We start from the raw sequence: 22,672 nt of genomic DNA, 5'->3' as shown, positions 1-22,672 counted from the left end.
AGCCGGATGCACTTGCTGTGCCGGAGGCGCCCAACATGGTCTGGTCCATGGATTTCATGGCAGACCGTCTGGAGGATGGCAGGCAATTCCGGCTGTTGAACGTCCTGGACGACTTCAACCGCGAGGGGTTGGGCATCGAAGTGGACTTTTCCCTGCCTGCCGAACGCGTCATCCGCAGCCTGAACCAGATCATCGAATGGCGCGGCAAACCGTTCGCCATATGCGTCGATAACGGACCGGAATATGTCAGCGGCAAACTGATGGAATGGGCCGAAAAGCAGGGCATTGCCTTGAGCTATATCCAGCCCGGCAAGCCGCAGCAGAATGCCTATGTCGAGCGCTACAACCGCACCGTCCGGCATGAGTGGCTCGACCAATACATCATCGAAAGCATCGAGGAGGCACAGGAATTCGCCACGCAATGGTTATGGACCTATAACAACGAACGGCCCAATATGGGCATCGCCGGCATCACACCCGCACAAAAACTGAAGAGGGCTGCGTGAATTCTACCGTAGAGCCCCGTTAAAAACGGGAGGATTACCGAGGGGCTTGCCGCCTATTCGGCAGTCGTGCTTTCCGACGTGGGCGCCCTGTCGCTCCTCTACACCCCTGAGGTGAGGGCAGGCCGACAATCCGTGAACCGCCTCGACCTTCTGAGGGAATGGGTGCAAGGAGGCGGCGCGCTGATGATGGCAGGCGGATATTGCAGCTTTCAAGGCATCGATGGTCTTGCGATGTTTCGCGGCACGGCTGTCGAGGAGTGCCTGTCGATCGCGTGCCTTCCCGGACCGGACGGCGTGGAAGCGCCGGAAGGCCTGGATCCCGTCATTGATGAACCCGGTCATTCGATACTTGCGGGCCTGCCGTCGCCAATCCCCTATGTCCTGGGCATGAACCGCGTTGTCGCTCGCGATGGCGTGGATACGAAAACCCTGATCCATTGCAGCCATCGCAACGGACAGATGCCGCTGCTCTCGGTTCGTGATTTTGGTGCAGGCCGCACACTGGCCTGGACGACCGACATCGGCCCTCACTGGCTCTCCCAGGACTTCATGCAACGGCCCGGCTACGACCAGCTGATGGCTAACATGATCCGCTGGCTCACTCGCGAAATCTAGGCGCCTGACTTCCCATTGTTGCAGACGTAACCTGCACCGATGAGCCGCTAACCATATAGGGAATGGTGTTGGGTGTTCTCTATGACCAAATCGAACATGCGTTCGCGCTGATTCCGGCCGTTTACAAAACCGCAAACTAGGTAGCAATGAGACTGCGGCCGATACCGCGGGCCGTCTCTATGAATGCCCGGCGCTTCGGTGCAAGCTCGGCCCTTCGCGGGTAATAGAGGAAGAGGCCAGCTTCTATTATCGCATAGTCGGTCAGAACCTGAACTAGCCTGCCTGCTGCGATGTCAACATGCACGAGTGGTTCGAACACGTAAGCCAAACCAACACCGGCCAGCGCCAATTCGATTGCTGAATGGGACTCGGTTACGATCGACTGGCCACGCACCGCGACCGAGACATCGCGGCCGTTCTCGACGAATTCCCATTGATAGATGCCACCCGAGCGTATGAGCCGGTAGCCGATGCAGTTGTGATCCGAAAGGTCGGCCAGCGTCATCGGGTATCCACGGCTGCTGATACAGGCCGGCGACGCGACCACGACGGATCGAAACGGCGGCGTCAGCCGGACCGCCACCATGTCCTGTGCAATCATCTCGCCAATGCGTATTCCGGCATCAAAGCCCTCCGACACGATGTCGGTCAGTCGTTCGTCGGAGAATATCTCGATTTCGACCTCCGGATACCGTTCGGCCATGGCGGCAATGATCGGTGTCACAGCGAGTGGCAGGCAGATACGGGCAGCGTTGATTCTCAAAAGCCCGCTCGCCCGTCCTTTGACAGCGCGGACGCGTTCGATCCGCTCGTCAATGTCCCTAAGGGCCGGCATCAGGACGTCAATAAGGTTCTGGCCCGCCTCGGTGAGCGCGACGCTTCGTGTGGTGCGTGCAAAGAGCGGCTGTCCCAAACGCTCTTCGACAAGCCTGACCGCGTGGCTGACTGCCGAGGCGCTCATGCCCAATTCCTTGGCCGCCGCGGCAAATCTACCACGTTTCGCCACAGCGGTCACGACTGACAAATGAGGCAGCAGATCGCGGTTCATTCATGAACCATATCGCATGATGCATGCAGATTAAACAGCCTAGTTGAGCCGGTCGTTGATCGGTTACTCAACAATGGACAGTGGAAGCGGCCCAGCCAACTCGACCCTCTTTCGCACGATTTTTGGAGAAAACGATGAGCATGACCTATCACACGCTCGGAAGGAGCGGCCTGAAAGTGACGCGGCTCGCTTTGGGCACCATGACCTTCGGCACCGAATGGGGCTGGGGGGCGGATAAGGAGACCGCCCGATCCATGTTCGACGCTTATGTTGAGGCCGGTGGCAACTTCTTCGACACGGCAGATGCCTATATCGGTGGCACGGCGGAATGTTGGCTAGGCGAATTCATAGCGGAGCGTAGCTTGCGCGACGACGCGGTGATCGCCACCAAGTTCAGCATGAATCTCGAGGCTCGTAGCCCGAATGCTGCCGGCAACGGACGCAAGAACATTTTGCGCGCCGTCGAAGGCTCCCTGAAACGGCTCAAGACCGATTTTATCGACCTCTACCTCCTGCATTGCTGGGACCGGGTAACGCCGCCTGAGGAGGTTATGCGGACGCTGGACGACCTCGTGCGCTCCGGCAAGGTGCGCCATTTCGGCCTGTCGGATGTGCCGGCATGGTATGCAAGCCGTGCGCAGGCCGTAGCTGAGCATCGCGGCTATGAGCCGCTATCTGCGCTTCAGCTTGAATATTCGCTGGCAGAACGCAACATCGAGAACGAGTTCATACCTTTTGGCACGCGGTATGGTGCCGGTATCATGGTGTGGAGCCCCCTGGCCAGCGGCATGTTAAGCGGCAAATATCGCCCCGGCGACGGAGGGCAGACTGTCGGTCGACTTGAGACAGTGCGGGGGACGAGCAATCCCGGCTTCCAGAAGTTCACCGAGCGCAACTGGGCGATCGTTGCCGAGCTTGAAAAAGTGTCAGTCGAACTCGGACACAGCATGGCACAGATAGCGTTGAACTGGGTAATGACGCAGCCGGGCGTGGCCTCGGTTATCCTCGGAGCAACAAAGCTGGATCAGATCAAGGACAATATGGGCGCGCTGGACTTCGATATTCCGGTTGAGATGCGCGAACGTCTGGATACGATAAGCACGCCGCTATCAACATTCCCCTATACTTTCTTCGGCGCGGAGATCCAGGGAGGCCTGACCGGTGGCAAGGCGCTGGGAGACAAGCCCAGCGGCTATTATCCCGACCTGGAAATGTCTGGAAGCTTTGCCGGGGTGAAATAGACTCCGGACCTACCAACCCTCTTGCGGGAGTGGTGCCTCGGTTTAGGCAGGGCGAAGGCGTGCGATCCGGTGCCGTACTTTCATTGCTGTTGCTCGCAGTTCGCGCAAGAATTGCCGCCGCCCCCGTCCAGTTGAGGTCACACTTCCGGCAGGACCGTTCATTCCACTGCCTCTGCTGGTGCCAGGTTATGGGACAACATGCCCTTGCTATTGAAGCAGTCGCCTCAGATAGTTGCCGTAGTCGCTCTTGCCGTATCGCTCGGCTTGTTTCTCGAACTCCGTGGATGAAATGAAGCCCTGGCCAAGTGCGACTTCTTCCGGGCAGGCGATCTTGAAGCCCTGGCGTTTTTCGAGTGTGCGCACGAAATCGCCCGCTTCGAGCAGGCTCTCCGGCGTGCCGGTGTCGAGCCAGGCATAGCCGCGTCCCATGATCGATACCCTGAGCTTTCCGCGTTCCAGATAGTCGCGGTTGACATCCGTGATCTCGTATTCGCCTCGGTCCGAAGGTTTCAGGTTGGCTGCGATCTCCACCACGGATGGATCATAGAAATAAAGACCCGCGACAGCCCAGTTGGATTTCGGCACCTTCGGTTTTTCCTCGATGGAAAGCGCATTCATCTCCCTGTCGAACTCGACCACGCCATAACGCTCCGGATCGACCACATGATAGGCGAAGACCGTGCCACCCGTCGTGTTTGCGCTTGCATCCGCCAGGAGCTTGGGAAGGCCATGCCCGAAGAAGATGTTGTCGCCGAGGATAAGGCAGCAATTCGAGTGGCCGACGAAATCCGCGCCGATCACGAAGGCCTGCGCAAGGCCCTCCGGTCTGGGCTGGATGGCATAGGAAAGCTGCAAACCCCATTGCGAGCCATCGCCCAGCAGTTTTTGGAAATGCGGCATGTCGTGTGGTGTTGAAATGACCAGGATATCGCGAATACCCGCCAGCATCAGGGTTGTCAGCGGATAATAGATCATCGGCTTGTCATAGATCGGCAGGATCTGCTTGCTGATCGCCATGGTCATCGGATGCAGTCGAGTGCCGTTGCCTCCGGCCAGAATGATGCCTTTCATTGCCGTTCCCCAGAGTGAGCGCTGCGTGGCTGCGTGAGTTTCGGTCCGAGAAGCGTGTCAACCACTTTGCGGGTCGACGTCCGCCAGTCCGGCAGCGTGATGCCGTAGATGTGTGCGAGCTTTTCGCCTGAAAGCCTGGAATTTGCCGGCCGGGTGACCGGTGAGGGATATTGGTCCGAGGTGATCGGGACGATCTCGACGGGGCTGCGGCCGCAAGCCTCCGCCGCGCTAAGGATCTCATGCGCGAACGCCGCCCAACTGGCTTCGCCGGCGCCTGTCAGGTGAAAAATGCCTCGGTACCTGCCGTCGCGATCATCGACCATCCGCCGCGCCGCCAGGATCAGGGCGCGGGCGATATCTTCGGCGGAGGTCGGACATCCCTGCTGGTCGGCGACGACGACGAGCTTATCGCGGGTCTCTCCGAGCCTGAGCATGGTTTTGAGAAAATTGACGCCATAGGGCGAGTAGACCCAGGCTGTACGAAAGATCGCGAGGTCGCTGGTGGCTGCGAGCGCGCGGCGCTCGCCGTCCAGCTTCGACGCGCCATAGATGCAGATCGGCCGGGCCGGATCGGTCTCGACGTAGGGTGCCGGCTTCCGGCCGTCGAACACATAGTCCGTGGAGAGGTGGAGCAGCGGCACGCCAAGCTGGGCGGCTGCCTCGGCCACGGTGCCGGCGCCGACGCCATTGACGGCGAAGGCGAGATCCCGCTCCGTTTCCGCCTTGTCGACCATGGTATAGGCGGCGGCCGAGACGATCGCATCCGGACGTACGGCCGCGAGCGCGGGCAGTACGCTGCCCGGTGCCGCTAGGTCGAGTTCCGGCCGACCGACGGTAACGATCTCGACACCCATGTGCGGGCCGAGGGCCGCGATGGACCGCGCGATCTGACCTTCCTTGCCGGTGACGACGATCCGCATCGTGCTCACGCCCGTCTTTCCAGCATGCCGAGGCGCTCGCCGGAATAGACGGTTTTGCGCAACGGCCGCCACCACCACTCGTTGTCGAGAAACCAGGCAATGGTCTTCTCGATGCCGCTCTCGAATTTCTCCTGTGCTTTCCAGCCGAGCTCGCTCTCAAGCCGTGTTGCGTCGATCGCGTAGCGGGCGTCGTGGCCGGGCCGGTCATCAACGTAGGTGATCAGTCGTTCGTGCGGGCTGTCTTTCGGCCGTATCGCATCCATGATCTGGCAGATGCGTCTGACCACGTCGATATTGCGCCGCTCGTTGCGGCCGCCGACATTGTATTTCTCGCCCGGTCGGCCCCTTTCGGCGATGAGGTGGAGCGCGCGGGCGTGATCCTCGACATAGAGCCAGTCCCGGATATTCGCGCCCTTGCCATAAACCGGCAGGGGCTTTCCTTCGAGGGCATTGAGAATGATGAGGGGAATGAGTTTTTCCGGAAAATGGAAAGGACCGTAATTGTTCGAGCAGTTCGACACGATGACCGGAAGCCCGTAGGTCCGCTGCCAGGCGATGGCCAGGTGGTCGCTTGCCGCCTTCGATGCCGAGTAAGGTGAGGAGGGGTCGTAGGGCGTGCCTTCATGGAAAAGGCCCCGATCGCCGAGAGAACCGTAGACCTCGTCGGTCGAGACATGCACGAAGCGGAAATGTGTCCGTGCTGAAGCGGACAGGCCGTTCCAGTAGGCTCGTGCGGTTTCGAGCAGGGTGAAGGTGCCCACCACATTGGTTTCGATGAAGGTGCCGGCTGCGTTGATCGAGCGGTCGACATGGCTCTCGGCGGCAAGGTGCATCACACGATCGGGCCGGAAGCCGTCGAAGACTTCAGTCATGATAGGTTTGGCGCAGATATCCGCCTTGAGGAAACGATAGTTCGGCGCGTTTTCGACATCCTTCAGCGAGGTGAGATTGCCGGCATAGGTTAGTTTGTCGACATTGAGCACCTCGACACCGACTTCGCGCACCAGGTAACGGGTGAGAGCCGAACCGATGAAACCGGCGCCGCCGGTGACAAGAACGCGCATTGTCAGGCCCTCTCCAGAAACGGGGAAAATGTGAAGGAAGGCGGAAGATCCGCCAGTGCTGGCTGAGCCCTATCCTTTTCCGACAAGACGGTCTCCGCGGCCTCGACCGGCCATGCGATGCCGATGTCGGCATCGTTCCAGAGCAGTCCACGGTCGTGCTGTGCGCTATAGGGCGCGGTGACCTTGTAATGAACGATCGTGTGCGCCTCGAGCGTCACGAAGCCGTGGGCAAAGCCGGTCGGGATCCAAAGTTGGGCGCCGTTACCGCCCGAGAGCTCGGCGCCTGCCCATTGGCCGAAGGTCGGTGATCCCTCGCGTATGTCGACGGCGACATCGAAGACCGCACCTTTGATACAATGGACGAGCTTGCCCTGGGCGAAGGGTTCGAGCTGGAAGTGCAGCCCGCGTACCGTTCCCTTCGCGGCGGAGAGCGATTGGTTGTCCTGCACGAAGGCGACGTCCGCGACGTTCTCCCGGAACCAGGCGTCCTTGAACACCTCCGAGAAATACCCCCTGTCGTCACCGTGCCGGGTCGGCACGATCTTCACAATGTCTGCAATGGCAAGCCGTTCAAGTTGTGTCATGAGCCCCCCCGCGATATTCCTATCACCGGAAGGGGCTGCAACTCATTCGCGACTAACGTTCAGAGTTTTACAAATATTGTCGATGCAAACCGCCGGACCAAGTACAAAAGGCGTAGTCACCGGCATCTGCATGTGGCGCTCGTACATCCGAAGCCTATGCAGCAGGCCGGCCGGTCATCACCGCGGCTGAACGACAGCGCCGCGGTGCGGTTCATTGGCGTTAAATTGGCCGCCAACCTCGCCATCGCCCGCTTGTTCGCGCATTTTGAAAGGGTTGAATCCTCCCGAGAAAGATCGCGTCAAGGACGTGGAAAGAGCCTGCGCAACTATCGAGTTCAAGCGCAAACTGTAATTATTTGGGACAGCTTCGGGACGGAAAGATGTTCGCCACATCTAATTATAATATAAATCGCGCTCCTTGCTAAATTTCATTTTCCTAAAATTAGGAGATATACAGACAATTTCCAATTATTCTCTTGTACAACTGCGAAACATAAAGACCTTTCTCCAAGAGTTTTTAAACTACTTTTCCATGATGTAAGGAAGAGTTTAAGAATTAATCGCTTATTCGAGAGCCAATTTCTGGTTGTTATTTGCGTGCATGCGGTTGGAAACTAATTAAATATGTCTACGGCAATTGGCTACTATCCTTTGCAATTAGGCGCCGATGCAGGGTCGTACAAAATAGCTATGCAGGTTGAAAGATTTACGATATATTAGTCATACATTATTGGGCGTCGTCTTAAAAGGATGCGATTTATTTGGCTGCAGAGTTCGATTTGGGGGGCTCTGCGCGCGCACCAATGAGGTGAAAATTTCGTCGATTCAGAAGTCAGAAGAGAAGACTAATCGTCTTGACATGGAGTATTGTGGTCATGGCATCGACACAGGCATACATGGGGGGGAAGGAATTTCCCAGCTCTAGCTTTGCAGATTTCTCGGATTCTAATGGACGGCAGATCTCGATTGGAATATCGGACCGAGAAAAAACGATAATGATACTGGATCGCAGGTCTCTGGATGGGCAATGCCTGGCGAAATGCCTGGGATCCCATAAGAGCGGATTGGAGTTTATCGCGGTTACGTCGGCGGAACACTGGAAATCTCTGAGGGATGAGGTTCCACCGCTCGCTGCAATACTCTTCAACATTGGCGGCGATAACGCCGACAATCCGGTCGTGGCCGAAAATGTAAGAGCCCTTGCTGAGGAATTCCGGGTGCCGGTGATCCTTCTTGCGGATTCCGCGGACCTCCTGCAGATCATGAAGGCGCTCGAATACGGCGCGAAAAGTTACATTCCATCATCCGTGACGATCGATGTATGTCTGGAGGCCATTGCCTTGTCCTTGGCCGGCGGTGTTTTCCTGCCTGCAAGCAGCGTTCTCGCCGCGCGTCAAATGCTGGAGGCAGAAGCACCACCCGCACGGCTGCTCGACAGCATGTTCACGGCCCGGCAGATCGAAGTGGCAAATGCCGTGCGTCGCGGCAAGGCCAACAAAATCATTGCCTACGAACTCAATCTTCGTGAGAGCACCGTCAAGGTGCATATCAGAAACATCATGAAGAAGATGAACGCGACCAATCGCACCGAGGTTGCCTACAAGCTCAACGAACTGTTCCCGCTGGAGGCTTGAGGTAGTGAACGAGACAAGGGTCGTTCCGGTTCACAACAGGCCGTCTCCCGCGCGAAGGGGCGTCGGAGCCTAAACTTTGGTGGAGGGCAAGGGTGCTATCAGACACCCGTGCCCTTCACGACGATGATGGGGGTTTTCGAGAGAATCCAGATGTCCGTGAGAAGAGACATCTTGTAAAAATACTCGGTATCTATGACTGCACGCTCCGCAAATGTCGCTTCGTTGCGTTTGCCGATTTGCCAGAGGCCTGTCAGGCCGGGGCGCAGTCGATAATAAGCCGTTCCTTCATAGAGTTGGCGTTGCTCGGGCAGTATCGGCCTCGGGCCGACGAGGCTCATGTCGCCGAGCAGGACGTTCAGCAATTGCGGCAGTTCGTCGAGCGAATATTTGCGCAGGTAGCGACCTATGGCCGTGATCCTGGGATCGTCCCGTAATTTCTGGCTCTGGTTCCATGCGAGCCGCGCCTGCGGATGAGCGGCCAGGTAACTCTCCAGCTTGCGTTCAGCATGCGGCACCATGGTCCGCAGCTTCCACAACATGAATGTCTTGCCGCCCATGCCGATACGAGGCTGGCGATAGAATGCACTGCTGCCGTCCAAGCGGACAAGCAGAGCCAGGATGCCTATCGCAAGCAAGGCGACCGGCGCGATCATCAGGACGGCTGAGAGATCGAATGCCCTCTTTATAAAGTGATATAGGCGGTGTTTCTCGCGGATTTTGGAGAGTTCTGGCTCTCTTTCTGACCCGTATATAAGTATGTCTGCCAACTTACGCCTCCCACGTTTCATGGCGCGACCAATCAAGGTCGCGTTAAGCGAAATATTCTCAGGGTTTCTGGATTTGTTATTTGCGTTAATTCTTAATTGAGACTTATATATTCTTAATTGTTATTTTATATAGATAATTTGATCTATAGATGTATTGATATATACATGGCTGACCGAGCCAGATGAGGTCAGAGGCCTTCTCGGTTCCAGCTTTCCAAAAGCGAGGCCGCCTGGTCGCGGCGTGCGACGTCAAGCATGCGCCTGGCGCGGTACAGACGAACCCGTGTGAGGCAGGCGAGGGCGAGCAGGCGGTTCCGCAGGCCCGAGATCCTCTCGCTTGCGAAAATGCGGAAAGCCTCGAACAGGGGAGAGCCCGCGACCGCGAGGCAAGCCGCAAACCACCGCAACCGGGTAGACTGGCTGCGCCGCCAATCGGCGAACTGGTGCGCCACATGGCGATCCCACCGGCGTACAAGCTCGCCGAAAGACCTGCATGATGGCGTAAGCACCTTTGCCTCCGGCAGAAAAACAGTCTTGAAGGCCAGCGCCGTCGCCCGCTGCCCCCACGCCGTGTCCTCCATGGTCGCGATGCCGCCGAAGGGGCCGACATGCCGGAAGACCGACGCTCGCACGGCCATATTGCCGGTGGCGGCATATCCATGCCGCTCGACATAGAGCCGCACGCGATAGCTGTAGATGCTCTCATAGGCTTCGATTGCGGTCGGATGGGCGGGATCGGCCATAAGGATTCCGATGTCGCCGCCGATGATATCGACGTCCGGGCGGCTGTTCATCGTGTGAACGATCATCTGAGCCCAGCCCGGCTCGACGACACAATCGGCATCGACGAAGGCCAGGAGATCGGATTTCGCCAGTATCGCGCCGCGGTTGCGGGCAGGCCCCGGGCCCGGCGTTGCCTCCCGCTCGAGAAGGACGTCGGGAATGCTCGCACATGCCGCGGACGGAAGCGCTACGGACCCGTTGTCGACAACGATGATCTGCAGCCTGAGATGCGGGGCGTTCTGCGCGTCAAGCGCGAGAAGGCAACGTCGAAGGTTGCCTTCCGGTTCGTTGAGATGCGGAATTATGACTGTGAGCTGCGGCTGCATCTCGTTTTCCACTCCTCGCGCCGCGGACGTTCTTGTCCGTCCACACCACCCGTTCATGCATTGCAGCATGCTGCCGCGTACCTGTGAGGGGAAGACAGGCAAGGGGCTGAGTTTGCAGCGGGCAGGCAAGCGGCGCTCAACGGAAAGGGGAGGGGCGGCGGCGGCGGCCTCTTGTTCCGGTCCGCCGATTTGACGCCATTCGCCTACCCGGGGTCGATTTTCGTGTCGCGGGTTTAGTGTCACGCCGTTCTTGAGCACCCGAAAGTGCATGCCATCGGCGCATCGAACCATCCCTCGGGCGTAGGGGATGAAGCTACTCCCGACACACAGCTCACCGAAATCATGACGGAAGATCACGAGGGGCAAAGCTGCAACGCCAAACGGCCATCTATCCCGCAAACAGCCGCCCCTCGAAGATGCCAGGAACTTCGCTTGCGTCAGGATAGGTTGTCTTCAATGCATAACCTGGATTTCGGCTTCTATTTCTCGATCGCGAGGCGCAGATTGCCTCTCGTGCTGTTGGTCACGCTTGTCGCTCTCCTGGCGGCGGTTATGGTCGTTCGATTCAAGAAGCCGGTTTACACGGCATCGGCCAAGCTGCTTGTCGAAGCGCCGCAGATCCCGACGGATCTCGCGAAATCCACGGTGCCGATGGGCGCAACCGCCCAGCTCCTGATCCTGCAGCAGGAGATGACGACGCACGATGCGCTCGTCGCCCTTGCCTCCAGGCTCGACATCTACGCCGCAAGCCCGGAAACGCCGTCGGACGAGGACATCGTGGCCGACATGAGGTCGCGTATCGATTTCAGGCAGGTGCAGCTGGATGCACAGGATCCGGCTCAGCGCGTGGCGATCTACGCGGTGTCCTTCGATGCGGAAACCCCTGCTCTCGCGGCGAAAGTCACCAACGAACTCGTCGGGCTGGTTCTGTCGAAGAACCAGCGGGAAAGAACCATCCGTGCGAGCAGCACGCTGGAATTCTTCGACCAGAAAGCTGTGGCGCTCGACCATTCCCTCAAGCAGCTCGAAACCGAAATCCTTCAATTCAAGAAGGACAACAGGGAGTCGCTTCCCGAAAGCCTCGATTTCTACCGAAGCGAACTGCTTAGCCAGCAGGGCCAGCAGGCGTCGCTGGAACGCGAGGCATCCGAACTCCGAAGCAAACGAGGTGCCCTCATTGCCACCTATACCAGCACCGACCAATTGCCGGGCATCGAGCAGCGCCTGACGCCGGACCAGCAACAGCTCGTCGATCTGAACAAGGCGCTTTCCGATCAGCTCGCCGTGTTCAACGACGAAAGCCCGATCATCATCGCCATGCACACCCGCATCGCCGAACTCCAAAAGCGCATCGAGGCGGTGCGCAAACCGGTCGTGGTCGACGGGAAGGCCCAGACCGTGAAAAGCGCACCCTTCGGGCTCGACCTGCAACTGTCGGAAATAGACCAGCGGTTGGAGGCGATAGCCGGCGAAAAGGCGACGATCGACGAACGCATTGCCACACTTCGTCTGTCGGTCGCGCAGGCGCCGATCAGCGAGGCGGGCCTGACGGCGCTTCTGCGAAATCGCGACAACGTGCAGAAGCAATATAATGCAGCAATCGCCCAGAAGGCCGAAGCATCGACAGGTGAGCAGCTGGAAATCCGCTCGGATAGCGAACGTTTCTCGCTCCTCGAAGCGGCGATCGCTCCGACGAAAGCCGCCGGGCCGAAGCGTCGCCTTCTCGTGGCCGGCGGCGGCGCTGCCGGCATGGGGCTTGGGATTGGCCTCGCCGTTCTCATGGAGCTGCTCAACAGAACCGTGCGCAGGCCGCAGGACATCACCAATCTGCTTCAGGTCGAGCCGCTGGCCACCATTCCGGTGATCAGTGCGCCGGCCGGTAAAAAACGAAGAAAACCGTCGACTGCATCTTCGACGTGGCGCGCCGCCACCTGGCGGGAGAGCTGGCGCCGAACATATCTCACGATGCGGGGGGCTTAGCTATGAGCATAGGGATTCGACCTGCCTTCCTGCATGAAGCCCTGGAAATCCGCAATTCGGATCGGGGCAGGGAACAAACACCTGACGCCCGCACCAGTTTCTCGAAAGACAATGCCTGGCTGTCGCTCAGGGAATTTCGGCTGTCGACGCAGACACGAGCCGACCATGGGATCGTCGCGGGGAACAAGTCCGACCCGGCCTGCGCAGCATTCGATCTGCTGAGAACGAAGCTCATGCAGACGCTGAAGCAGAACGGCTGGCGATCGGTGGCCATTACCTCCCCGATGCCACGCTGCGGCAAATCCCTCGTGGCCGTGAACCTGGCGCTTAGCCTTGCCGAACTGGAGGACACGCGAACGATCCTTCTGGATCTGGACCTCAGAAATCCCGGCCTGGCGTCCCTGCTCGAAATGGACGCGTCGCCATCGATGGAGTTCTTTCTGAGGGGCGAATACGACATTGCCGACGCCCTACGCCTCTGCGGCAAGAACCTCGCCATTGGAGCGAACCTTTGGCCGGCGCGGCTCGCCTCGGAGATCCTGCAGGGAGAAGCGGCGGCGAAGGCTCTCAAGACGATGGTTCAGGACCTGCGTGCCGATGTGGTGCTCTACGACATGACGTCGATGCTCGCCCACGACGATGTGCTCGCCTTCCTCCCCAATGTGGACTGCGTCATCCTCGTCGCGGCCGCCGAACAGAGCACATTTGCGGAGATCGACGCCTGCGAGCGGATGCTTGCCGAAAGAACCAATGTGCTCGGCGTCGTACTCAACAAATGTCGCCACGGCCCGGCCTATTGACGGCGACAGTGGCCTCGCAGTGCGGGAATTGTGATCAACATCGATGACGGGGAAATGCGCGTGCTCAAGATATTGGTTGTGTATGGTACCCGCCCCGAAGCGGTGAAAATGGCCCCGCTGATCGATGCGTTGAGACAGTCGCGGTACTGCCGGCCGGTGGTCGCGGTGACGGGTCAACATCGGGAAATGCTCGATCAGGTCAACCATCTGTTCGGGATTGAACCGGATTTCGACCTCAACATCATCACGCAGTCGCAGACACTCGAGAGCATCACGTCTCGCGTTCTGGCTGGTGTCTCAGCGGTGATCGAGAGCGAGAACCCGGATGCCCTCGTGGTGCAGGGCGACACCACCACCTGTTTTGCCGCGGGGCTCGCGGCCTTCTATCGCAAGGTCCCGCTCGTCCATCTGGAGGCCGGCCTGCGAACCGGCAATCGCGACAACCCGTTTCCGGAGGAGCTTAATCGCCGGCTGACGAGTCAGCTTGCCATGCTGCATCTGGCGCCGACGTCGACCGCCAGGGCCAATCTCTTGAGGGATGGTATCGCCGAAAGTGACATCGTCGTCACCGGCAACACCGTAATCGATGCCCTGTTGCATGTATCCGGGCGAAACAGCGTGTCGGACAATCCGGAACTCGACGGCGTTTTCGACAGGCCGACGATCCTGATCACCGCCCACCGCCGGGAATCCTGGGGCGAGCCGATGGCGCGAACGGCGCGGGCCATCGCCCGGCTGGCAAAGGCCTTTCCGCAGATGAATTTCCTTCTTCCCGCCCATCTCAACCCGGCCGTGAGGGAGGTGCTGCTGCCGCCGCTTGCCGGGCTTGAAAACGTGAAGATAACCCGGCCTCTCGACTACCGGGATTTCGTGGGCGCGATGCGGGACTGCATGTTGGTCCTGACCGACAGCGGCGGCGTGCAGGAGGAGGCGCCGACATTCGGCAAGCCCGTACTGGTGCTGCGCGAGACCACCGAGCGGCCCGAAGCGGTGACCGCGGGCACGGCGCGGCTGATCGGCACCGACGAGGATGCCGTCGTGGACGCCGTCACGGAGCTGCTCCGCGGTGGCGATGCCTATCGCCGCATGGCCCGCGCCGTGAACCCCTATGGCGACGGGCTGGCCGCTCAGCGGTCAACGCAGGCGATCGAGCACTTCTTTGGCTTTGCTGACCGCCCAACCGAATTCACCGGCCTGGCGCCGGCGGCGCCGTTGCCGATCGTCCTGAACGGCAAATCCGTTTCGAAGATCGATCATCCGGGTGTGCTTGTCCGCAACGGCAGCGCTGTCGACAACGCACTGGCCGGATGAAAGCGGGCAAACCGGGCGGGTGCGCAAGGACTTCCCCTCTGCCCACCGGTATCGCTTCCGAAGGCGGGAAGGCCAACGCCTGATTTTCGCTCATTGTTGACTTTGAGAGTGCTGCCGTCCCTTGCGGGACGGTTGCGTTTGAGGCCGTATGCGAGGCTTGCAGCGCCTCATCGCAAGGCTACCGCCAGACACCACGTGTGTCGTAGACGATCTTGCCGCCCAGTCTCGTATGGCGGATCGCGCGGAAGGGGTCGTGCTCGACGAGCAGCACGACGATGTCGGCGCGCTCGACGGCTTCATAGGCTTGCTCGAGCCGGATGTTCCCGTATTCGGCAAGCTGCCTCGGCATCGTCTCCACATAGGGATCGACCGCCAGCACCTCCACATCCGGTAGCGCGCGGGCAATCAGGCCGACGACGTCGATCGCCGGGCTTTCGCGCACGTCGTCCACGTTGGCCTTGAACGTCAGGCCGAGGCAAGCGATCGTCGGGGCGAGGAAGCGCTTCGCCTTCATCACCACCTGTTCGGCGACATGGTGCGGCCGTCGGTCGTTGACCTCGCGCGCCGTCCTGATCAGTCTGGCAAGGTCGGGCGCGGCGGAGACGATGAACCATGGATCGACCGGAATGCAATGCCCGCCCACGCCCGGTCCGGGGCTCAGGATGTTGACGCGCGGATGCCGGTTGGCGAGCCGGATGACCTCCCACACGTCGATATGCAGAGCCTCGCTGATCAGCGAAAGCTCGTTGGCAAAGGCGATGTTGACGTCGCGATAGGCGTTCTCGGTCAACTTGGCCAATTCCGCGCTTGCCGCGTCGGTGAGCAGGATTTCGCCCTGGGCGAAAAGACGATAGATCGACGCGGCTTTCTCGGCGCATCGCGGCGTCAAGCCGCCAACGACGCGGTCGTTGGTTATGATCTCGATCATGATCCGGCCGGGCAGGACGCGTTCGGGGCAATGCGCCACATAGATGTCCGCGCCGTTCTCCCCATCCCGCGGCATCTTGAGATCGGGCCGTACGGCTGCGATCCAGGAACTGACCATTTCTGTTGTTCCAGGCGGGGATGTCGATTCGAGAACCACGATGTTGCCCGGTTTCAGGCGGGGCGCGATCTGCTCAGCGGCCGCCTTGACATAGGACAGGTCCGCGGTGTGGTCGTCATTGAATGGTGTCGGCACCGCGATGATGAAGGCGTCCGCTTCCGGCACCTCGCTCGTGGCGACCAGCCGTCCCATCGCCACGGCGCCGCTTACGCCGACGGCCAGGTCAGGCTCGACGAACGGTACTTCGCCCCGGCAGATCGCGGCGACGATAGCAGGATTGATGTCCACGCCGGTGACGTCGATGCCCCTGGTCGCGATCGCAACGGCCGTTGGAAGGCCAATGTACCCCAGGCCGAGGATTGCCAGCTTGCCTTTGAAGATTTCAGTCATGCACGACGCTCCCGGACATCGTTTCCCGCCGATCGAACTTCACCACGATCTGCCCGTCCTCGTGTTCGAACGGTCGGGTGGGGTTGACCATTTCCCGTGCGAGCAGGTGAAGAAAGCTGCTGTTGGTGGACAGGTAGCGCCACCACAGGCGGCGCGGCTCCTGCAGGACGCGGTAGGCCCATTCCATCCCGAATTTCTGCCACAGCGGCGGTGCGCGCCGGGTCAGCCCTGCAAGGATGTCGAAGGAGCCTCCGACACCGTGCAGGACAGGAACGCCGAGCGACGGTCCGTATGTCGCGAGGAAAATCTCCTTCTTTGGGGAGACCATGCCGAGGAACAGCATGTCCGCGCCACAGTCGCGGATGCCCGATGCGATGCCTTCCGCTTCCTCCGACTTGAAATAACCGTGATGGCTATAAGCGATCTTGAGATTGGGATAGCGCGTGCGGATCGCCGTCTCCATGGCCGCGAGGACATCCGGCCTGGCACCGAGGAGGGCGACGGAACGGCCTTCGGCATCCGCAAGCGCAAGCAGCCGCACGAACAGATCGATACCGGCGATGCGTTCAGGAAGCGGCCGCCCGAGCAGTTTGCTCGCCCAGACGACGGCCTGGCCATCGGCGACGATCATGTCGCATTCGATCAGGGAATTCCTCAGCATGGAATTGCGTCGGAGATTGACGATCTTGGCCGCATTCAGCACGCCAACGAGCATTCGCTGGCGTGTTCCGATAGCCGTCCTGCACCGCTCGATGGCCTCGTCCATGCGTAAGGGATCCATATACATCCCGAACAGCAGCTGGCGCTCGCTTGTCATCCGAACCTCCCCTCAATCAAGGGCGCGTGGAATTCGCTTCCCTTTTATTTCCGAGCTTTGCGACCGTTCCGCCGCTGAGCCACGCGTAGAGCATCAGGCCGAATTCATACGGCCTGCATTCGCGGTCGATGCGGTGGGGCGGGAACAGGACGTCGACGGCGGGCAACCGGAAACCGGACCAGAGCGCAGTTCCCGCCGCCGCTGCCTTGCGAACGAGCTTATTCGGCTCGCGCCGGGCAACCTTGCGCCAGACGACGCCTTTGTCGGGCACGATCAGCGCGTCCGGTACTTCCGGATGGTCGTCGAGCCAGCGCAGCCCATTGGTGATGCAACTGAAAAAGTCCCGCCCGCCCGCTTCCCGCAATTCCAGAAGCGCCATGGGCGCCATGGCATGCTGGTGGACGCTGTAGACAGGATAACCTTCAGCAACCGTTCCGTGGCGCACGTCGTAGTGCCACCACCATTGGCCGCCATTGCCCTGCAGAGCGCAGATGCGTTCGGCACAGACCTCCGCGGCCGTCAGCGCGTCGATATCGCCGAGGCTGGCATGCAGGCGGGAGAGCGCCTGGATCGGATAGACCTGGTCGGCAAAGCAGCCGATGTGAGCGCGTAGCAGGCCGCTTGCGGAAGCGGGTATCTTATGCCCGAACAGCGGAGAACCCGAGCGTGCCGAGAAGAGGCCGGCTCTTGCGGCCTCAATCAGGCCGGTGGTATCGGCAAGACCGCGTGCCGCCAGTGCGGCGCTCAGGCACCAGGCGCATTCCACGGTGGAGATCGGCGCGCCTGATGCCAGGTGCCGGGAGAGCGCGGTGTAGAGCGGGGCGGTAAAGACGCCCGTCACTTCGGCGATCGCCCAGGCCGTCAAGGCGATTGCGCCGATGTCTGGGGACTGTTCCGCGCGCATGGCCGCCCGCTGCAGGAGTTCGGCAAGCGTGCCGCCCTCCAGAGCATGCATCTGTACCGCCGTGTCGGTATGTGCCAGACCGAGGGCCGTCATGGCGGTATACCGAAGGCTGACGCCCTCGATCCGTTCCGTCCAGCCGTCTTTCGTCTCCACTGCCCGCAGCGTATGCGCAAAAAAGGCACCGTCATACATCCGCGGCAGGCCGCGCCCGGCAACCAGGAACAACCTGTCGACCAGGGAACGCGATGGCGGGGAAACCGCCCCGAGCAGGGCCAACCGGTCCTGTGAGGGCACAGCCGACCGGGAGGAGCCGGCGCCTTCGAAGGCTGCCCGGATCTGCAGGTGCGATTTGGCGATTTCGATCGACATGAAGACTTCCACCACCGGTGGGGCACCGGTTTGCCGGGTTCGTGATCGACGGACGCATCGGCGCATTTCAACGCGATACGGCACTCCGTTTGTTCGTCACGTAGGCTACGAAGTCCGGGCGTTTAATCTACCGCTCTCAATGGTTGACGAGAGACCGTTGGAAGGCAGGAAACGCGCGACGGACTATCCTAAGGGCTTAGGACGGGGAGGCGGCGGCGTAATGCAATTCGATTAGATGCCCGACGGGATCGCGTGCGCCTTACGTCTCTCGGCAGTCTTTCGGAGCGGTGTTATTCAGACAATTCTGGGCTCGGTGAAACGAGCGGGCGCAGCGCAATGGACACATCGTCGAAAGCCATGAATGACAACACACTGGCGAGGCTGCACGACAAGGCGCGCCTTGCTATCGTGGTGGTCACCTACAACAGCGCGGAGGTGATCGGAGGGCTGCTCGATTCCCTGCCTTTGGGGTTGGCAGGACTTGCCGACACGGAAATCGTCGTCGTCGACAACAACTCCAGGGACGCCTCGGTCAACATCGCTGCGTCCCATCCCGTGGGCGTGCGCATCATCCAGACGGGCCGGAATGCGGGCTATGCGGCGGCGATCAACGCCGCCGCCGCCTCTATCGACGATGAAAGGCATCTCCTCATCCTCAACCCGGATATCCGCCTCCAGCCGGACTGTGCTCTCACCCTCGTCAGCCGGCTGCAGGACCCTGCGGTCGGGCTGGCGGTGCCGCAGTTGCTCCATGAGGACGAAAGCCTCTCGCATTCACTGCGCAAAGAACCGTCCCTGATCACGGCATGGTCGGATTCGTTGCTGGGAACCAGCTTTGCGGGTCGGTTGGGGCTCGGGGAGATCGTCAAGGACGAGAGACTGTACCGCGCAGGCGGCACGATCGACTGGGCTAGCGGCGCGGCGCTCGCAATATCGGCCGACACGCGAAAGGCGGTCGGGGCGTGGGATGAAACGTTCTTCCTCTACAGCGAGGAGGTCGATTACATGGAGAGGGTTCGCCGCTGCGGCCTGAAGGTCGTTTACGAGCCCGCCGCCCGTGCCGTTCACATCGGCGGCGAATATCACGCCAATACTGGCCTTTCCGCGCTGATGACGTCAAATCGCATCCACTATTACGGAAGGCATCATGGCGCGGCAGCGACGTTCCTGTTTCGCCTTGGCATCATCACGGGAGAGGTGATGCGCTTCGGGTTGGGACCTGGCCATCGTGCCGCATTGTCCGCAGCACTTCGTCCCTACATCGAATATCGGGCGGCTCTTCAGCGCTGACCTGTCAGGTCCGCATAGATCGTGTCCACTCTGTCGAGTTTCGACGACCAGAGGGCGGTTTTGCCGACATGGTCATAGGCGGCCCGCCCCATGCGGTTGCGTAAGCCCGCATCCGTAGCAAGCGTTGCGATGGCCGCAGCGAGATCACGCGCCAGCTTTTCGGGTGTCGACACGGAGAGCTTCATTGCACACAGATCGGACGTCGCGCTGCCCGGCCCGCCGCGATCGACGACGATCAGGGGTAGCGAATATCCCATCGCCTCCAGCGCTACATTGCCGCCCGGCTCCCGATAGCTTGGAAACGTGAAGATATCGGCCGCGCGATAGAACGCGCCAACCTTGTCCTTCGATTGCCACCCATGCAGGTGGACGCGCTGCTCCAGGCCGAGAGAGGTGACCAGCGCTTCGCACGGCGCACGCTCCGGGCCTTCGCCGACGACGTCGAGCTCGACCGGTAGGTCGCGGATGAGCGACAGGGCGCCGATCAGGTCGCGCACGCCCTTGGTCCGCACGAGGCGTCCGACGAACAGCAGCCTGACCGGCCCCTGTCGGCTGGACCTGTCGACCCTTTCCGGAAGGCTGTCGAGACCGGTCTCGCTCATCACCTGAAAATTCTTCAAGGGAACGCCCGCGAGGATTTCCTTCACATAGTCGGCGATGCCAAGCACGCAATCTGCATTCCTGAAAGACGCTCGCAGCCACGGGTCCCAGTTCAGGCGATGGCGATCCAGCGCCCGCAATCGGGTGAACCACGGGCTCGACGTATCGTCCGTCGTGAAACCTTCAGGAGATGGAAGGCTTCCGCCCACGGGGCCGATCAACAAAGGCAGGGTGAAGCCGGTCGCAGGGGAGGGATACCGCATCGCGACGGGCACGGGCTGGTGCACCAGGTCGAACCGCTCGCCGCTCGCCAGCGCCTGCCCGATCCAACGGCGTGCACGCAGATAGAACGGCAGATATGCGGGCTTCATGAGGCTATTGAGGCGCTCGGCCCGGCCGAGCAGGGGTGGCTCGCGCCACTCGATCACCCGCATGGCTGGAAGCTGCTCTGTGGCGGGGCGGGCGCCGCGCTTGTGATAGGTCAGCAAGGTGACATCGTGCCGATCAGCGAGCCGGCGCGCCCATTGGAACGCCACCCATGCCTCGCCGACATCCTCGCCATTGCAGGTCGGTGCGATCAACAAGACCTTGGCCAATCCAAATGCTCCACAAACCTGCCGCGATCCCCTTGCCGCCAGGGGATTATCCGGCCCCCGGATATCGCGGCAATGTCTCCTTTGGGCGGTGTTTGGCGGTGGGCATGCGGCGGATACGGGACGCTGCCTGCCCGCGAACATACCGGACCTATACCAAAGGATGGCGGCATACCCCGTTTTACCGGTCTTTCCTCCTTCGGGACGATCTGCGTAGATGAGAGGCAACAGGTGGCACGCCTCGCGGAGGCTTCGATGAACCCCGACATTTCGGTCATCCTACCGACCTATAACAGAACCAGGCCCCTCGTCGCGGCCATGGCGAGCGTGCTCGCCCAGTCCTACGGGGACTTGGAACTCATCGTCGTCGACGATGCCTCGAGCGACGATGTTGCGACCGTGGTCAACGGCTTTGCCGACGCGCGGGTGCGGTACATCAGGCGCGAAAAGAATGGCGGTGCTGGTGCCGCACGCAATACGGGGCTTGCGGCCGCCCGGGGGCGGCTTATCGCTTTCCAGGACAGCGACGACCTCTGGCTCCCCGGAAAGCTCGAAAGGCAGGTCGCGTTCTTCGACACACTTGCCGACAGCGTGCGCGTCGTCATCGGCGGCAAGATCGTCTACGGCCGTGATCCGGATTTCCGTTACGGGGTCGGCAAGGTCGCGCATGCGCCTCCCCCCGAAGGGAGGCTGCGGCTCGACGAGGACCAGCTCGGCCACCTTCTGACCGAAAACCGGATAAGCGTACAGAATGCCCTGTTCCGGCGCGATTGCATGCCGGATCTCCACTGGTTCGATGAATGCCTGAGGGCAAACGAGGACTGGGAATTCGCGGTTCGGCTGGTCCAGCACACGACGGTTTTCGAAGATATAGAGCCGGTTGTCCTGGGCTTCATTTCGGCCGACAGCATATCAACCAATCGACGGCGGCAATTGATGGGCGAATTCAGGATACTACGCAAGAACCGCCGGGTCCTCGCCTCACGGCGGCTGGATCGTTCCCGACTGCGTATTGGAATCGCGATCGGCCTCTATAATTCCGGCAAGAAACGTTCTGCAATGCGATTCCTGCTCGCCGGCCTGAGGGACCGCCCGGCCAATGTTGCCTCGGTCGTTCGCTCGCTCGTCCGACGGTTCGGTCGTGTGCTCGTCAACACCAGCCTCGCTTCGCCTCAACCGCATTCCGAACGATGAAATGAGATATGTCCGGGCACTGACGGTCTTCGGCCTCGTCCTGCTCTGCCTGACGGCAACAGCGAGCGCGCCGTCGCGCACAGACCGCTGGACCCTGGAAAGAACCGGATTGTCCGATCCGTCGAAGCTCACCAAATTCCACGGCACCTACTATGCGACGGTCGATAATGCGACGGTCCGCGACTTGGAGATCCATGGCAACGTCGTCATCGAAGCCGGCAACGTGACGATGAGGAACGTCAGGCTGATCTCCGAAGCCCCGTGGCATGCGTTGCGCGTGATGGAAGGCGCGACCGGTTTCACGCTGGAGGACAGCGAAATCAACGGCGCCGGCATGGCGGTCAACGGTGTCTACGGTTTCGGGACCTTTCTGCGAAACGACATCCACGGCGTCGACAATGGCATCAACGTCATCGCGCCGTCGACGATCCGCGACAACTACATCCACGATTTCCGCACCAGCGCCGATGGCCACTATGACGGTATCGAGATCAATGGCGGCCACGACATCCAGATCGTTCACAACCTCATCGTGAACGAACATGACCAGACCTCGGCGGTGATGATGAACAACGAGTTCAGCGGGCTGTCGAACATCTCCATCGAGAACAACCGTCTCGTCGGCGGCGGCTACACGATATATCTCGATGGCCGCAAGGGCGGTGGCGCCGTCGACGACGCCTCGATCCGCATCATCGGCAACCAGATCGGTGGCGGGCGGTGGGGCGATTTTGCTTTCTATGACAGCCGGCCGGTGGTGGAGGGCAACAGCGCGCGGAGATGACGTGCACCTAATCCGTTGGGTGTATCCGGACGGCGC

At 60.6% G+C, this 22,672-nt stretch carries 21 protein-coding genes; 10 read left to right on the top strand and 11 right to left on the bottom strand.

Annotation, left to right across the window (positions count from 1 at the left end; all coding sequences use genetic code 11):
• The coding region (locus tag AC1RT2_RS03525; RefSeq protein WP_493099533.1) for an integrase core domain-containing protein at window positions 1-506 on the top strand (506 nt) is incomplete at its 5' end.
• A gap of 33 nt (window positions 507-539) precedes the next feature.
• Window positions 540-1,121, top strand: a complete 582-nt coding sequence (locus AC1RT2_RS03520) for a glutamine amidotransferase (RefSeq protein ID WP_493099574.1) — start codon at window positions 540-542, stop codon at window positions 1,119-1,121.
• A 136-nt stretch (window positions 1,122-1,257) separates the two neighbouring features.
• Here the strand turns inward: AC1RT2_RS03520 and AC1RT2_RS03515 are convergent, their stop codons facing one another.
• Window positions 1,258-2,169, bottom strand: a complete 912-nt coding sequence (locus AC1RT2_RS03515) for a LysR family transcriptional regulator (protein WP_493099531.1) — start codon at window positions 2,167-2,169, stop codon at window positions 1,258-1,260.
• A gap of 134 nt (window positions 2,170-2,303) precedes the next feature.
• Here AC1RT2_RS03515 and AC1RT2_RS03510 point away from each other — a divergent pair, with 134 nt between their 5' ends.
• Complete coding sequence (locus AC1RT2_RS03510; RefSeq protein WP_493099529.1) at window positions 2,304-3,410, top strand: aldo/keto reductase; 1,107 nt, start codon at window positions 2,304-2,306, stop codon at window positions 3,408-3,410.
• A 207-nt stretch (window positions 3,411-3,617) separates the two neighbouring features.
• Here AC1RT2_RS03510 and rfbA read toward each other — a convergent pair whose 3' ends face one another.
• Genes rfbA through rfbC form a run of 4 tightly spaced genes read right to left on the bottom strand, consistent with a single transcriptional unit; the run spans window position 3,618 to window position 7,049 of the window.
• Window positions 3,618-4,481 (bottom strand): glucose-1-phosphate thymidylyltransferase RfbA, encoded by an 864-nt coding sequence (gene rfbA / locus AC1RT2_RS03505; RefSeq protein ID WP_493099527.1) that lies wholly within the window; start codon window positions 4,479-4,481, stop codon window positions 3,618-3,620.
• Entirely contained in the window at window positions 4,478-5,401 is a 924-nt protein-coding gene (rfbD, locus tag AC1RT2_RS03500) for a dTDP-4-dehydrorhamnose reductase (RefSeq protein WP_493099573.1), read from the bottom strand. Before rfbD ends, rfbA begins: the two co-directional genes overlap by 4 nt.
• A 5-nt stretch (window positions 5,402-5,406) precedes the next feature.
• The gene (gene rfbB, locus AC1RT2_RS03495) at window positions 5,407-6,465 is read right to left on the bottom strand and encodes a dTDP-glucose 4,6-dehydratase (RefSeq protein WP_493099525.1); all 1,059 of its coding nucleotides are present in this window, start codon (window positions 6,463-6,465) and stop codon (window positions 5,407-5,409) included.
• Between the two features lie 2 nt (window positions 6,466-6,467).
• Complete coding sequence (rfbC, locus tag AC1RT2_RS03490; protein WP_493099523.1) at window positions 6,468-7,049, bottom strand: dTDP-4-dehydrorhamnose 3,5-epimerase; 582 nt, start codon at window positions 7,047-7,049, stop codon at window positions 6,468-6,470.
• Window positions 7,050-7,924: 875 nt separating this feature from the next.
• On the opposite strand from rfbC, the gene AC1RT2_RS03485 reads away from it, so the two are divergent.
• Window positions 7,925-8,683, top strand: a complete 759-nt coding sequence (locus tag AC1RT2_RS03485) for a helix-turn-helix transcriptional regulator (protein ID WP_493099521.1) — start codon at window positions 7,925-7,927, stop codon at window positions 8,681-8,683.
• A gap of 98 nt (window positions 8,684-8,781) precedes the next feature.
• Here the strand turns inward: AC1RT2_RS03485 and AC1RT2_RS03480 are convergent, their stop codons facing one another.
• Entirely contained in the window at window positions 8,782-9,450 is a 669-nt protein-coding gene (locus AC1RT2_RS03480) for a sugar transferase (RefSeq protein ID WP_493099519.1), read from the bottom strand.
• A 188-nt stretch (window positions 9,451-9,638) separates the two neighbouring features.
• A complete protein-coding gene (locus AC1RT2_RS03475) occupies window positions 9,639-10,559 on the bottom strand; it encodes a glycosyltransferase family 2 protein (protein ID WP_493099517.1) in 921 nt (306 codons plus the stop codon).
• 456 nt (window positions 10,560-11,015) lie between these two features.
• Between AC1RT2_RS03475 and AC1RT2_RS03470 the strand changes: the two genes are divergently transcribed.
• From AC1RT2_RS03470 to wecB, 3 genes are read left to right on the top strand one after another with little or no spacing between them, the layout of a single operon-like run.
• Complete coding sequence (locus tag AC1RT2_RS03470; RefSeq protein ID WP_493099515.1) at window positions 11,016-12,539, top strand: Wzz/FepE/Etk N-terminal domain-containing protein; 1,524 nt, start codon at window positions 11,016-11,018, stop codon at window positions 12,537-12,539.
• Window positions 12,476-13,339: a CpsD/CapB family tyrosine-protein kinase gene (locus AC1RT2_RS03465; protein WP_493099513.1), complete on the top strand. Its 864-nt coding sequence runs from the start codon at window positions 12,476-12,478 to the stop codon at window positions 13,337-13,339. The genes AC1RT2_RS03470 and AC1RT2_RS03465 overlap by 64 nt, the downstream gene beginning before the upstream one ends.
• 30 nt (window positions 13,340-13,369) lie before the next feature.
• Window positions 13,370-14,650: a non-hydrolyzing UDP-N-acetylglucosamine 2-epimerase gene (gene wecB, locus AC1RT2_RS03460; protein WP_493099511.1), complete on the top strand. Its 1,281-nt coding sequence runs from the start codon at window positions 13,370-13,372 to the stop codon at window positions 14,648-14,650.
• A 178-nt stretch (window positions 14,651-14,828) separates the two neighbouring features.
• On the opposite strand, the gene wecC is transcribed toward wecB, so the two are convergent.
• From wecC to AC1RT2_RS03445, 3 genes are read right to left on the bottom strand one after another with little or no spacing between them, the layout of a single operon-like run.
• Window positions 14,829-16,085: a UDP-N-acetyl-D-mannosamine dehydrogenase gene (gene wecC, locus AC1RT2_RS03455; RefSeq protein WP_493099509.1), complete on the bottom strand. Its 1,257-nt coding sequence runs from the start codon at window positions 16,083-16,085 to the stop codon at window positions 14,829-14,831.
• Window positions 16,078-16,902, bottom strand: a complete 825-nt coding sequence (locus AC1RT2_RS03450) for a WecB/TagA/CpsF family glycosyltransferase (RefSeq protein WP_493099507.1) — start codon at window positions 16,900-16,902, stop codon at window positions 16,078-16,080. Before AC1RT2_RS03450 ends, wecC begins: the two co-directional genes overlap by 8 nt.
• A gap of 16 nt (window positions 16,903-16,918) precedes the next feature.
• Complete coding sequence (locus tag AC1RT2_RS03445; protein ID WP_493099505.1) at window positions 16,919-18,175, bottom strand: hypothetical protein; 1,257 nt, start codon at window positions 18,173-18,175, stop codon at window positions 16,919-16,921.
• A gap of 357 nt (window positions 18,176-18,532) precedes the next feature.
• On the opposite strand from AC1RT2_RS03445, the gene AC1RT2_RS03440 reads away from it, so the two are divergent.
• Window positions 18,533-19,465, top strand: a complete 933-nt coding sequence (locus AC1RT2_RS03440; RefSeq protein ID WP_493099503.1) for a glycosyltransferase — start codon at window positions 18,533-18,535, stop codon at window positions 19,463-19,465.
• Here the strand turns inward: AC1RT2_RS03440 and AC1RT2_RS03435 are convergent.
• Entirely contained in the window at window positions 19,456-20,661 is a 1,206-nt protein-coding gene (locus AC1RT2_RS03435; RefSeq protein WP_493099501.1) for a glycosyltransferase family 4 protein, read from the bottom strand. The genes AC1RT2_RS03440 and AC1RT2_RS03435 overlap by 10 nt on opposite strands.
• A gap of 252 nt (window positions 20,662-20,913) precedes the next feature.
• Between AC1RT2_RS03435 and AC1RT2_RS03430 the strand changes: the two genes are divergently transcribed.
• Window positions 20,914-21,852, top strand: coding sequence for a glycosyltransferase family 2 protein (locus AC1RT2_RS03430; RefSeq protein ID WP_493099499.1), 939 nt, complete (start codon window positions 20,914-20,916; stop codon window positions 21,850-21,852).
• Window position 21,853: 1 nt separating this feature from the next.
• A complete protein-coding gene (locus tag AC1RT2_RS03425) occupies window positions 21,854-22,636 on the top strand; it encodes a right-handed parallel beta-helix repeat-containing protein (RefSeq protein ID WP_493099497.1) in 783 nt (260 codons plus the stop codon).
• The last annotated feature ends 36 nt before the right edge of the window (window positions 22,637-22,672 follow it).

Source organism: Shinella sp. GW821-FHT11G07 (assembly GCF_058808115.1).
This window is presented reverse-complemented; position numbering and strand designations above follow the sequence as displayed.

What these genes read in the sequence shown, in the direction of transcription:
- AC1RT2_RS03515 (WP_493099531.1), bottom strand. Translation starts at nt 2,169, where the DNA reads ATGAACCGCGATCTGCTGCCTCATTTGTCAGTCGTGACCGCTGTGGCG.
- AC1RT2_RS03510 (WP_493099529.1), top strand. Translation starts at nt 2,304, where the DNA reads ATGAGCATGACCTATCACACGCTCGGAAGGAGCGGCCTGAAAGTGACG.
- rfbA (WP_493099527.1), bottom strand. Translation starts at nt 4,481, where the DNA reads ATGAAAGGCATCATTCTGGCCGGAGGCAACGGCACTCGACTGCATCCG.
- rfbD (WP_493099573.1), bottom strand. Translation starts at nt 5,401, where the DNA reads ATGCGGATCGTCGTCACCGGCAAGGAAGGTCAGATCGCGCGGTCCATC.
- rfbB (WP_493099525.1), bottom strand. Translation starts at nt 6,465, where the DNA reads ATGCGCGTTCTTGTCACCGGCGGCGCCGGTTTCATCGGTTCGGCTCTC.
- rfbC (WP_493099523.1), bottom strand. Translation starts at nt 7,049, where the DNA reads ATGACACAACTTGAACGGCTTGCCATTGCAGACATTGTGAAGATCGTG.
- AC1RT2_RS03485 (WP_493099521.1), top strand. Translation starts at nt 7,925, where the DNA reads ATGGCATCGACACAGGCATACATGGGGGGGAAGGAATTTCCCAGCTCT.
- AC1RT2_RS03475 (WP_493099517.1), bottom strand. Translation starts at nt 10,559, where the DNA reads ATGCAGCCGCAGCTCACAGTCATAATTCCGCATCTCAACGAACCGGAA.
- AC1RT2_RS03470 (WP_493099515.1), top strand. Translation starts at nt 11,016, where the DNA reads ATGCATAACCTGGATTTCGGCTTCTATTTCTCGATCGCGAGGCGCAGA.
- wecC (WP_493099509.1), bottom strand. Translation starts at nt 16,085, where the DNA reads ATGACTGAAATCTTCAAAGGCAAGCTGGCAATCCTCGGCCTGGGGTAC.
- AC1RT2_RS03450 (WP_493099507.1), bottom strand. Translation starts at nt 16,902, where the DNA reads ATGACAAGCGAGCGCCAGCTGCTGTTCGGGATGTATATGGATCCCTTA.
- AC1RT2_RS03445 (WP_493099505.1), bottom strand. Translation starts at nt 18,175, where the DNA reads ATGTCGATCGAAATCGCCAAATCGCACCTGCAGATCCGGGCAGCCTTC.
- AC1RT2_RS03440 (WP_493099503.1), top strand. Translation starts at nt 18,533, where the DNA reads ATGAATGACAACACACTGGCGAGGCTGCACGACAAGGCGCGCCTTGCT.
- AC1RT2_RS03430 (WP_493099499.1), top strand. Translation starts at nt 20,914, where the DNA reads ATGAACCCCGACATTTCGGTCATCCTACCGACCTATAACAGAACCAGG.
- AC1RT2_RS03425 (WP_493099497.1), top strand. Translation starts at nt 21,854, where the DNA reads ATGAGATATGTCCGGGCACTGACGGTCTTCGGCCTCGTCCTGCTCTGC.